At 61.6% G+C, this 11,547-nt stretch carries 10 protein-coding genes, 1 tRNA gene and 1 pseudogene; all 12 read right to left on the bottom strand.

Annotated features, from left to right (window positions below):
• Positions 1-141 (bottom strand): annotated as a pseudogene (locus tag D3872_RS01190) (IS630 family transposase); the annotation flags it as partial.
• A gap of 487 nt (positions 142-628) precedes the next feature.
• On the bottom strand, positions 629-1,612 hold the full coding sequence (locus tag D3872_RS01195; protein WP_119809088.1) for an IS5 family transposase: 984 nt from the start codon (positions 1,610-1,612) through the stop codon (positions 629-631).
• A 235-nt stretch (positions 1,613-1,847) separates the two neighbouring features.
• A complete protein-coding gene (locus D3872_RS26200) occupies positions 1,848-3,551 on the bottom strand; it encodes a TOTE conflict system archaeo-eukaryotic primase domain-containing protein (protein WP_370660930.1) in 1,704 nt (567 codons plus the stop codon).
• 37 nt (positions 3,552-3,588) lie between these two features.
• Positions 3,589-3,942, bottom strand: coding sequence for a TOTE conflict system archaeo-eukaryotic primase domain-containing protein (locus D3872_RS27335; RefSeq protein WP_220476851.1), 354 nt, complete (start codon positions 3,940-3,942; stop codon positions 3,589-3,591).
• Positions 3,935-4,483: a hypothetical protein gene (locus D3872_RS01205; protein WP_119809089.1), complete on the bottom strand. Its 549-nt coding sequence runs from the start codon at positions 4,481-4,483 to the stop codon at positions 3,935-3,937. Before D3872_RS01205 ends, D3872_RS27335 begins: the two co-directional genes overlap by 8 nt.
• A 5-nt stretch (positions 4,484-4,488) precedes the next feature.
• The gene (locus D3872_RS01210; RefSeq protein ID WP_119809090.1) at positions 4,489-5,538 is read right to left on the bottom strand and encodes a virulence RhuM family protein; all 1,050 of its coding nucleotides are present in this window, start codon (positions 5,536-5,538) and stop codon (positions 4,489-4,491) included.
• Positions 5,535-5,684, bottom strand: a complete 150-nt coding sequence (locus tag D3872_RS25470) for a hypothetical protein (protein WP_182915636.1) — start codon at positions 5,682-5,684, stop codon at positions 5,535-5,537. The genes D3872_RS01210 and D3872_RS25470 overlap by 4 nt, the downstream gene beginning before the upstream one ends.
• A 262-nt stretch (positions 5,685-5,946) precedes the next feature.
• Positions 5,947-6,023, bottom strand: a tRNA-Met gene (locus tag D3872_RS01215).
• A gap of 89 nt (positions 6,024-6,112) precedes the next feature.
• Entirely contained in the window at positions 6,113-7,030 is a 918-nt protein-coding gene (miaA, locus tag D3872_RS01220; protein ID WP_220476852.1) for a tRNA (adenosine(37)-N6)-dimethylallyltransferase MiaA, read from the bottom strand.
• Positions 7,031-7,050: 20 nt separating this feature from the next.
• A complete protein-coding gene (locus tag D3872_RS01225) occupies positions 7,051-8,271 on the bottom strand; it encodes a multidrug effflux MFS transporter (protein ID WP_119809092.1) in 1,221 nt (406 codons plus the stop codon).
• The gene (gene mutL, locus D3872_RS01230) at positions 8,268-10,151 is read right to left on the bottom strand and encodes a DNA mismatch repair endonuclease MutL (protein WP_119809093.1); all 1,884 of its coding nucleotides are present in this window, start codon (positions 10,149-10,151) and stop codon (positions 8,268-8,270) included. The genes D3872_RS01225 and mutL overlap by 4 nt, the downstream gene beginning before the upstream one ends.
• A gap of 114 nt (positions 10,152-10,265) precedes the next feature.
• Positions 10,266-11,180, bottom strand: coding sequence for a peptidylprolyl isomerase (locus D3872_RS01235; protein ID WP_119809094.1), 915 nt, complete (start codon positions 11,178-11,180; stop codon positions 10,266-10,268).
• Positions 11,181-11,547 lie beyond the last annotated feature (367 nt).

An 11,547-nucleotide genomic window follows, 5' to 3' on the forward strand; every position in this document is an offset into this window, starting at 1 on the left:
CGTCGTGACGTTCATGCCGAATGCGGCAGCCACGCTCGCCACTGGTTGCCCATCACGCACCGCCTTGATGGCTTGTTGGCGCATTACTTGAAGCGCGTGATGGTCAAGTTTGCGGCCGTCAGAAGTTCGTTTGCATTTCATGCCAACATTATATTACAAACTAACTTTACTTTCTAGAAGGTTAGTAATCGTGAAAATCGACGATACTTTTTTATTATCGATAATTGCGATATTGCGAAAAAAGAATATCCAGGAAATTTTCAGCGATATCGATAATTTCGATTAATCGAATAATATCCAATTTTTTGGAATCGCAGAAATTGCCCCATCGGAACTCCGAGCGCAGGCGTTGTCCGGAACAGCTTGCGGCCCTCTCAAGCCCAGTTGCAAAGCCCCAAAAAATCCCGCATTCTCGCATCGAATGTGGATGAAAGACGACCTGATGGCGCAATTTTAGGCCGTCAGATTATTATTCACGCTCTAGGGAAGCGCTGATCAATTGACGTTTCTGGCGCCGCGTCCGTTTTTCGAACAGACGGATTCATCCAACTGCGCGATTGCGGAATCGGCACTACCAGAAATCGCTTCTATTCGGTAAATCGGCCCTGCATTTCGCGCTTTTGCGCGCTCAAGACGCAACTCGGGATTCAGATATCGTGAACCGCCTACCCGCCAGGAGCAGATTGGCAAAGCCGAACAACGTGAACAGTTGTGCGGTGTTCTTCGCCAAGCCACGGTAGCGAACCTTGCGATGACGGAACAGGTTCTTCACAACATGGAACGGATGCTCCACCTTTGCCCGCACGCTGGCCTTGAGATGTTCGAGTTTTTCCATCCTGCGTCCAAGCTTGTTGTTGGGCAGCGCCTTGCGTTTGGAGCGCTTCATCGCGACATGCCAGGTGACCGCCTTGCCTTGGTTCTCTTCGCGCTTTTCCACGCCCTGGTAGCCTGCGTCGCCGAGTGCGGCCACTTCGTCGCCATGCAGCAGCGCGTGCGCTTGCGTTACGTCGCTGACGTTGCCGGCGGTGACGACGACGGTGTGCGTCAACCCCGACGTAGCATCAACGCCGATATGGGCCTTGAGGCCGAAGTGCCAATCATTCCCCTTCTTCGACTGGTGCATTTCCGCATCGCGCTTCTTGTCTTTGTTCTTGGTCGATGGGGACGCTGCGATCAGCGTTGCATCGACAATCGTACCCTCGCGCATGATCAAACCCTTCTCCGCCAAGTGGCCGTTGATCGTGTCAAAGATCTTGCGCGTCAGTTCATTTTTCTCAAGTAGTCGGCGGAATTTCAGCAAGGTCGTTGCGTCCGGAGCGGATTCGCGATTGAGGTCAATGCCGACGAAACCACGGATCGCCTGGCTATCGTAGATCGCGTCCTCAATGCCCTCGTCGGACAATCCAAAGCACTGCTGGGCCACGTACATGCGCAGCATGCGCGCCAGTCCAACCGGCGGGCGTCCGGCACCTACAACCTTTGGATAGAAGGGCTCGATCAGTTGATGCAATTGCGACCAAGGCGTCACCTTGTCGATCTCAGCCAGGAAGCGATCACGCCGCGTCAGCTTTTTCTTGGCTGCGTATTCGAGGTCGGAAAAACTCTTCTGCATGGTCGACTGGTCAATGGTGAACGTGGCATCATTGTCTCAGGTCTTGCGCGCCGTCGGAACCGGCCCCGGAGAATAAATCAGCGTTTCCCTAGTATTTATCAACATAAAACGATAATCATATCGGAGACCTTAAATTGAATAAGATGCTATCGCTTTTGGGGAGTTGCGCCGTCCTGGCCTCCTCGGTAATTTTAGTAAATGCATTCGCGCAGGCCGGATATGTGCCAATCGCTTTTCAAAATGCATCCGTGCACGATCCATCGGTGATAAAAGCGAGGGCTGCGCGTTGCTTCTTTGACATTCTGCCGTGCAGCACGAACAGTGCCGAAGCCAAACCATCGAGGGCTGCCTTGATTGCGTCGAGGTGTTCGGTGCGTTCGGTCAGCACGAGCACCTTGCGACCCTGCGCATAAGCATCCTTGAGTTCAGCGCCGATGGCCTCGGTCCGGGCCTGATCGTTTGCAAGATGCCGAAACACGTCCTGAATGCCGACCTCGGTCGGCAGGTCGATCCGGGTGAAGCGTGATCGTGGCAGTACTTCCAGATCGTGAGGCGTTCCCGCTGGTCTGGCCGCCGTGTAACGAATTGGCCCGCATTGCATGAAGATGATCGGCTGCTGGCCATCGCGGCGGATCGGTGTCGCCGTCAGGCCCAGCACGTACTTGGCCTTGGTCCGCTTCAGGATAGCGTCGAAGGACACGGCGCCCACGTGGTGGCACTCGTCCACGATCACCTGACCGTAGTTTTCGACCAGGGAATTGACCTCGCCTTGCCGGGATACGGACTGCATCACAGCGACATCGATCGTCCCGGTAGGTTTAGCCTTGCCGCCGCCGATGGTGCCGACCACACCTTTGCCGACGCCCAGAAAAGCCTGCAGGCGCTCCTGCCATTGCTTGAGCAGTTCAGTGCGATGTACCAGCACCAGGGTGTTGACGCCCCGGCGCGCGATCATCGCGGCGGCGGTGACGGTTTTGCCAAAGGCGGTCGGAGCGCAAAGTACACCGGCGTCGTGGTGCAGCATTCCAGCGACTGCTGCCTCCTGGTCCAGTCGTAAAGTGCCAACGAAGGAGATATCAATTGGCTCACCGCCAAAGCGCTCGTCGCGCAGATCGCAGGCGATGCCGTTGTCCCGCAGCAGGTCCAGCGCCGCATCGAGGCAGCCGCGTGGCAAAGCGATGTGCTGCGGGTAGTTCTCCGCGTTGCCGATGACGCGCGGCTTGTCCCACACCGACATCCTCATCGCCTGGGCCTTGTAGAACTCGGGGTTCTGGAAGGCGGCCAAACGGATCAGCCGGTTGGCCAGTGCCTGGGGCAGTTGGCCTTTCTCGAAGTAAATCAGGTTGGCCAGCGTCACGCTCAGCGACTTGGGCATCGGCCCGGCCAGCTTCTTCGTCGATGTGCTCTTCCGGTTCCAGGGCGTGGCCAAGTCCTCATCGTCAATGAAGGTGACGTCCAGCGGGTGAACGCCGCCCGTGGCTCGCAGGATGGTCGGCTCGATGTCGTGTGCGGCCATCGGCTGGAGGGAAGCCAGAAACGCCCATTGATCTGGGTACGGGCTCAGTTCGGCATCGACGAATACACTGCAGCCGCGTTCGCGAGGCCGCTTCTGCAGCGGCAATGCGATCAGGTTGCCGAAGCCGCCTTTGGGCATGGTGTCCTGGTTCGGGAACAGCCGGTCATAGGATTCCAGCTTCAGTTGCCGGGTGCCCGAGCAGATATGGCTGATGATGGCCGTACCCAAGCGCCGGGCATCGCGTGCTGATACGCGGCTGGCGAAGAACACCCATGCGTGTGCGCCTCGACCAGACCGAGAGATCTCCAGCGCAGCCGGCACCCTCAGCTCTTCGCAGGACTGCATGAAGGCACGGGCATCGTCGCGCCAATCGGCCTCGTCGAAGTCGACGGCCAGGAAGTAGCAGCTGTCGTCCTCCAGCAACGGATAGACGCCAACCGTGTGCCCGCCGGCAAGATGATCATAAGATTACCGCATCGGACAGCGGGATCAGCAGGCGATTACTGCAGTCGCCACATTTGATGCGCGGCTTCTCACATACCCCGGCGCGCCACTCGTTGGCGCAGGCCGGGGCGTAGCCTGACTTGCCGGTGGTCTTGCCCTCCCAACGAACCGGATAGACATCTGTGCGCCCACGAAACAGACGGCGGAACAGCGCCACCTTCTCAGCAGTGGAAAGCTGGGACCGTTCAGGCTCTCGCGCCGCCTGAACGGTCGGCTGTGGCTGCCGCCACTCGATGCCGTGGGCATCGAGCAGCGCGACCAGGCGGGCGTTCTCGGCCTGAAGGGTTGCAACGGCAGACTGGTCAGTCATCGACCTCATGCTCAGCGAGCATTTCATCCATGTCGTCGCCGACGCCGTAACCGAAGTCGTGGCAGATGCATCGCACTTCGTCCAGGCGTTTCAACAGGGCCGGTCGTGCCGCATCGGGCAAGGCGGCAATGGCCGTCAAGGCCTGCTCGAACATCCGTACCAGTGCATGAAAGTAGCCTTCGTCCTGCAGGCCAATATCGCTGCTGAAACCAGCGGCCCGCTCGCAGTAGAAAACCATCAGTTCCGCCATCCCATCGGGTTGCCCAACGGCTTTCTTGTAGTCCACAATCGCCTTCTTGGCCTTGGCGACTGAGATGTCCTGGTTCTTGAACACATCCGGCCATAGCCAGCGGTCGATGGTGGCCTTGTACAGCTTCAGCACGTCGCCGCCGAGCGCGAAGCGGGCGTGCAGGAAAACCTGGTTGTCCTTGCTGGCCGCGTACAGGTCTTGCACCAGTCCGATCAGGCCTGCGCGGTCGAAGTCGGCCAGTTTGGTCTTGACATCACTCCAACTGGGCGTGTTCTTCTTCTTCGTGGCCATTCGCCCTATTCCTCGTCGATGCCCAGCTGGCCGCCGGACGCGATCCGTTTGATCACCCGGTCAAAGTCGCTCTCGAACAGCCGGTCTTGCACGATGCGGTACTTCTCGAATTCACTCTCGGCATGCGACCGCGCCATCTCGGCCGAGACCCTGCCAGCATCCTGCAGGATGTCACGCTCGGTGAACTCCAGGAATGCATCCAGCCGCTTGGCCCAGTCTTCCATCGTCATCGGGATCTTGCGATTGGCGCGATCCTCGGCCAAGTCGAGGTACGAGCTGACGATGCGCCCGAGCGATTCCAGCTCCTGCTGGCTGAGGTAGTTCTTGGCGACGACCACATCGGTCTTGAGGATCTTGCCTTCAGGGGCATGCTCCCACGCCGTAAGCCCCATTTGCGGTTTGGTGCTGTCGGCGCGCTGCACAATCAGTTCCGCCGCCGTATGGCCATGGATCGCGAAATGCAATTTGTTCTGCACCTTGGCGAAAAAAGCCTTGGTGGTCGGCGCATCGCGGTTGTAATCCACGGCCGTGGCGTAGATGTCCGTCACCTTCTGGTAGAACTTGCGCTCCGACAGCCGGATCTCGCGGATTTCGGCCAGCAGCCTTTCGAAGTAGTCTTCGCCGAGGAAAACGCCGTTTTCCAGACGTTTCTTGTCCAGCACAAAGCCCTTGATGGCGAACTCGCGCAGCACGCCGGTAGCCCACTGGCGGAACTGGGTAGCCCGGACCGAATTGACCCGGTAGCCTACCGATATGATGGCGTCGAGATTGTAGAAATCGACGTTCCGGGCGACTTCCCGGCTGCCCTCGGTTTGAACTGTCCGGAATTTCCGGAGCGTTGCCGCCCGCGCCAGCTCTCCGGATTCGTAGATGTTCTTCAGGTGCTCGCTGACCGTGCGTACATCCACCGCGAACAACTCGGCCATCAGCTTCTGCGTCAGCCAGACGGTTTCGTCCTCATAGCGGGCCTCAATGCTCTGCTCGCCAGCCTGGCCGGTGAAGATCAGAAACTCGGCGGTGCTGTTGCGGATTAGCTTCTTGCCGTTGTCGGTCATGGCGCGACACTTCCGGCGCATTTTGACGCGTTGGCGAACTTCACCTTGTCGCCTGAAAAATCAATAATTTCAGCACCCGCAGAGGCGGTCCTTCGCCTAAGATGCTGGGCGACTTCGTTTGCGGCGACCCAGGCTTCGGCGTTCATGGCATTGGTACTCAGACAATTGCCTCAAAGTCAACTTAAATCGTGACCAGTCTAACAGACGATAGCTTCATCGGCCATTAGAAAATGGGAGACGCAGTCCCTTGAATGCATATATCCGGTTTTCATATAGGAGTTCGTATAGGCAGGCACATATACAAAAACGTCCGATGACAATGGACGCCAAAACAAAACAAAAAACCCGCATACTCACAGGGAGATATGCGGGTTCATGTACGTCTTTGGACTTCTTGAAACGTGTTCTTGGTGGTGATAGGTGGACTTGAACCACCGACCCCAGCATTATGAATGCTGTGCTCTAACCAACTGAGCTATATCACCTGACAGCCGAGCATTATCCGGACTTTCGACCGGTCTGTCAAGGTTTCGACAAAATTACCGCGAAACTTTGAACAGGAATTATTGGAGTACTATTTACCCCGATTGCTCAGCGAGTCCAGCATGATACCAGCAACGCCGGGTGCGAGGCAATCGATAACAACCCGTGTGGGCATCGCACGCAGCCAAGTCAACTGGCGCTTGGCCAACTGACGCGTGGCGATGATGCCGGTCTCGCGCAGTTCGGCGCGGCTGATGCGGCCCTCCAGATAGTCCCAGGCCTGGCGGTAGCCGACGCAGCGCATCGACGGCAGCGCTGGGTTCAGGTCGCCGCGCGCGCGCAGCCGCGCTACCTCGGCCACGATGCCTTCGTCGTCGCGCGTACCCAGCATCTGGTCGAAGCGCGTGGCGATCCGCGCATGCAGCACGCTGCGGTCCGACGGTTCGAGCGCGAACGACAGCAGTTCGAACGGCAGCTCGGTCTTCTCGCGCTTCGCCAGCAGTTCCGACATCGGCTTGCCGCTCAGCTCGATAATCTCCAGCGCGCGGTTGATGCGTTGCGCATCGTTCGGCGCCAGGCGCGCGGCCGTTTCCGGATCCAGCGCGCGCAGCTTGTCGTGCATGCCGGGCCAGCCGATGCGCGCGGCTTCTTCCTCGATGCGCGCACGTACTTCGGCATCCGCCGTAGGCAGGTCGTCCAAACCGTCCGTAAGTCCTTTGAAATACATCATGGTTCCGCCGACCAGCAGCGGCAGCTTGCCGCGCGCGCTGATGTCGGCCACCAGGCGCAGCGTATCGTCGCGGAACTGTGCCACCGAGTAGGCTTCGGTCGGCTCGATGATGTCGATCAGGTGGTGCGGAACGCTGGCCAGTTCTTCCGCAGTCGGTTTTGCGGTGCCGATATCCATGCCGCGGTAGACCAGCGCGGAATCGACCGAGATGATCTCGGACGGGATCTCGCGCGCAATCGCCAGCGCCGCGGCCGTCTTGCCGGAAGCGGTGGGACCCATGATGGCTACCGCCAGGGGCTTCACGCTGCCTCCGTATGCGCCACCAGGCGCACCGATGCGAAGATGGCAACGCCCAGCGCGCATGCGATGGAGGCCAGCGGCAGCAGGGTTCCGTCGAAGGTGGCGCCGACCACGGTGCCGACGCCGAACGCCACCACCATCACGAGTGCGCCCATCAGGCCCGCGGCGGTTCCTGCCTGCTGCGGGAAAGGCGTCACCGAACCCGATTGCGAGACCGGGAAATTCAGGCCGTGCGCCATCATCGTCATGAACATCGCAAGGACGACCACCGACCAGTGGATGAAACCCAGCGCGACGGCGCCGAGAAACAGCGCGCCCGCAGCCAGCGACATCGTGCTGCCGATGCGCAGCGTCGCAGTCGGGCCGAAACGCGGCAGCAGCTTGCGGCACACGATGGTGCCGATCAGGTAGCCCGATACGCCGAAAGCGAAGCAGTAGCCGAACCACGCGGTCGGCACGCCCAGTACCTTGATCAGCACCAGCGACGAGCCGGAGATGAAGGCGAAGATCGCGCCGTACGACAGCGCGCCCGGCAGCACGTGCGCCCAGAACTCGCGCGCGCCCAGCACGTGGCGGTAGTTGGCCAGCAGCCCGCGCAGTTCGGTCGCACGCGGGTTCTTGTGGACATTGGTTTCGGGGAGGCGAAGCACGACGGCGAACAGCACGATGCCGGACAGGATCGACAGCGCGACGAATGCGGCGCGCCAGCCGAACGCCACCTGCAGGTAGGAGCCGAGGATAGGGCCGGTCAGCGGGGCCAGCGACAGCCAAGAGCTGGCGCGTGCGATCACGCGTGCGCTGTCGGCCGGGGCGTAGGCGTCGCGCACGATGGCACGGGCGATGATGATGGCCGAGCAGCAGCCCAGCGCCTGCAGGAAGCGCGCGACGATCAGCACGTCGATGCTCTGCGCCGATGCGCACAGCAGGCTGGCCGCCACGTACAGCGACAGGCCCCACAGCAGCACCGGGCGGCGCCCGTAGCGGTCGGACAGCGGGCCGATGACCAGCTGCGCGCCGCCGAAGCCGATGACGAACATCGACAGCGTCAGCTGCACCGTGGACGCAGGCACGCCGAACACAGTGGAAAGGCTGGGCAGGGACGCGAGATACAGGTCTGTCGACAGCGGCTGCAGCATCATGAAGCCGATGATCAGGATCAGGATCGGCGCGTGCGCATACTCGGAGATGGGGTGGAGGGTATCGCTTGGTCGGGACATCATTGGCCGCGCAGGAAAAGCTTGTCGAGTGCCGGGATTTCGAGCTGTACCCAGGTCGGACGGCCGTGGTTGCACTGGTCGGCGCGTTCGGTGTTCTCCATCTGGCGCAGCAGCGCGTTCATCTCGGGCACGGTGAGGATGCGGTTGGCGCGCACCGCGGTGTGGCAGGCGAGGGTGCCCAGCAGCTCGTTGCGGCGTTCGATCAGCACGCGCGAGCCGCCGAATTCGCGTACGTCGCGCAGCACGTCGCGCGCCAGCGTCTGGGCGTCGGCGTTCTTCAGCAAGGTCGGCACCGAGCGCACCGCCAGCGTGGTCGGCGACAGCGCGCCGATGTCGAAGCCGAGCTTGCGCAGCGTGTCCTGGTTTTCCTGCGCCGTGCCGACTTCCACCGCATCGGCGAAGAAGGTCACCGGGATCAGCAGCGACTGGACCTGCATGTCATGGCCGTCCACCTGCGCGTCGAGCGCGGTTTTCAGCTGCTCGTACAGGATGCGCTCGTGCGCCGCGTGCATGTCGACCAGCACCATGCCCTTGCTGTTCTGCGCCAGGATGTAGATGCCGTGCAGCTGCGCCAGCGCGAAGCCGAGCGGGAATTCTTCGTTCGACATCGCCTGCGGCGACGCTTGCGGGAAGGCTGCCATCGTGGCCTGCGGCGCGGCCGGAGCCGGGGCGGAGGAGAACAGGGCGCCGTAGCTGGCGGTGTCCTGGGCTACGCCGAGCGCATTGTCGTAGCGGCTGCCGGCCGGGTAGGGCGACGGCGAGAAAGTCGACGTGAGCTGGGCGCCGAACGAGGTCTGCTCGTGCTCGCGGCGCCAGGTTTGCGCTGGCGCGCCGATCTCGCCGGCGGTCAGCGGGGCGGGCACGCTGCCGAACGCGGTGGCCGAGGTCTGGGCCAGCGCGCGCTGCACCGCGTGGAACACGAACTGGTGCACCGCGCGGCCGTCGCGGAAGCGTACTTCGATTTTCGACGGGTGGACGTTGACGTCGACCAGCGCCGGGTCGAGCTCGAGCGCCAGCACGTACGACGGGAAGCGGTCGCCGTGCAGCACGTCCTGGTAGGCCGCTTTCACGGCGTGGACCAGCAGCTTGTCGCGCACGAAGCGGCCGTTCACGTAGAAGAACTGGCCGTCGGCGCGCGCCTTCGATGCGGTAGGCAGGCCGGCGTAGCCGTGCAGGCGCAGCGGGCCGGCCGCTTCGTCGATCGGCAGGCGCGCTTCGGCGAAGTCGTTGCCCAGGATGTGGGCGCTGCGCTTGGCCATCTCGCTGACGTTCCAGTGGTCGATGGTGCGGCCATTGTGCGACAGGCTGAACGACACGTCGGGACGCGCCAGCGCGATGCGGCGCACGACTTCGGCGCAGTGGCCGTATTCGGTCTGTTCCGACTTCAGGAACTTGCGGCGCGCGGGCGTGTTGAAGTACAGGTCCTGCACGTCGATGGTGGTGCCGAAGGCGCCGGACGATGGCGCGACGGTGCCGGCATGCGAGCCGACGATTTCCCAGGCGTGGGGTGCGCCCGGCGTGCGCGAGGTGACGCTGACAGAAGCGACCGAGGCGATCGACGCCAGCGCTTCGCCGCGGAAGCCGAGCGTTGACACATTTTCAAGGTCGTTGAGCGAGGCGATTTTGGACGTGGCGTGGCGCGCCAGGGCCAGGGGCAGCTGTTCCGGCGGGATGCCGCGGCCGTTGTCGGTGATGGCGATGCGTTTGACGCCGCCTTCTTCCAGCCGCACGGTGATCTGGGTGGAGCCCGCGTCGAGTGCGTTTTCCAGCAGCTCCTTGACCACTGCCGACGGGCGCTCGACCACCTCGCCTGCGGCGATTTGGGAGATCAACTGGTCGGGGAGGGCCTGGATGGGACGGTGTGCGGGGATCGGGGCGTTCATCGCGAGATTATAGCTTGCGGTGAAGTTCAAACCACCAAATTCAGCACGTTGTAACCGCGTGCGCGGGAAGTCGTTTCCGGCAATGCCGGGAACGACGTGCTGGGGCTAACGGGGTTATTTAACTTCGCGTGCCGGAATCGGCGCGTTGCACAGCTCGATGTAGCCAGCCGCCACCTTGGTCCATGGGCCACCACGGTTCCGCTGTGCTTCCACCGCGGCCTTGAAGGTCGCGGTATCGGTGCGCATCACCTCGAACTTGCTGCGCTCCGCCTCCGACACATCGGCCGCCACACGCACCGACTTGATCGGCAGGTTCAGTTCCGGCTTGTCATAAAAACCCATCGCGCCCTCGCCGCGCGGCAGCGACGACAGCAGCGGCATGCCCGACACCACGCGTCCCACGACGGTAATGTTGCGGTCCAGGTGGCGCGGTGCGTGGCCAGTCACCGCGTACAGCGACGAGCCGCCGCCGCTGTCGGCCTCATTGTCGCGTCCCACGCCGACCATGCCGTAGCAGTGGGCCAGCCATGCCTGGCCGGTCTTCGGGTCGCGCGCCGACGGGAAGCCGTTCGAGTGGCCGACCTGCGGCGCGTAGCCGTCGCGGTCCGGCAGGCGGGTGAAGTGCCTGACGTTCTTCATCGGCACCGTGAACTCGGCCTTGAGCGTCTGCTTCGCGGTCTTCATCGGGCGCGGGTTCTTCTCGTCCGGGTCGCCCCATTGCGCCACCCAGTTGTCCTGCGAGCGGATCACGGCCAGGCCGTCGAAATACTGTTCGCGAGCCATCAGCTTGATGTTGGCGGCGTGGTTGGGCGCGAAATCGGGCGCCAGTTCGATGATGACGCGGCCGGAGGTCAGGTCCATGTACAGCGTATTGTCAGGGTCGAGCGGCCGCCAGTCGGACGGCTTGGATGCCTTGATCACGTCGCCCAGCGTCGGCTTGGCCGCCAGCGGCTTCGATTCGGCCGCGTGGGTGGCGGGGAGGGCCAGCCCGGCCGCCACGGCTGCGGCCAGCGCTGCCTTTTTGTTCATTGCGTAAATCGCATGCATCCGTCGTCTCCTGATTTTATAAGTCTCGTCGCCCGGCTTGATGGCAGGTGCGAGGGGATTGTAAACTGGAAAATGGACGATTAGGAAAGTTGTGAGACGCGTCAAGATTATCCTGCCACCGCGAGGGTCCAAGGCATTATTTGGGCCGTCAGTGATGGTATGATGCGGCGCTACCCTTTAGGAAAAATATGGACCTGATGCAATTTTTCGACATGATCCTCCATGTCGACAAAACCCTTGGCATGTTGCTGGCTGAGTATGGAATTTATGTTTACGCGGTACTGTTTGCGATTGTTTTCTGCGAAACCGGCCTGGTCGTCTTATTTTTCTTCCCTGGTGACACCCTGCT

Source organism: Massilia cavernae (assembly GCF_003590855.1).
GTDB classification, from domain to species: domain Bacteria; phylum Pseudomonadota; class Gammaproteobacteria; order Burkholderiales; family Burkholderiaceae_D; genus Telluria_A; species Telluria_A cavernae.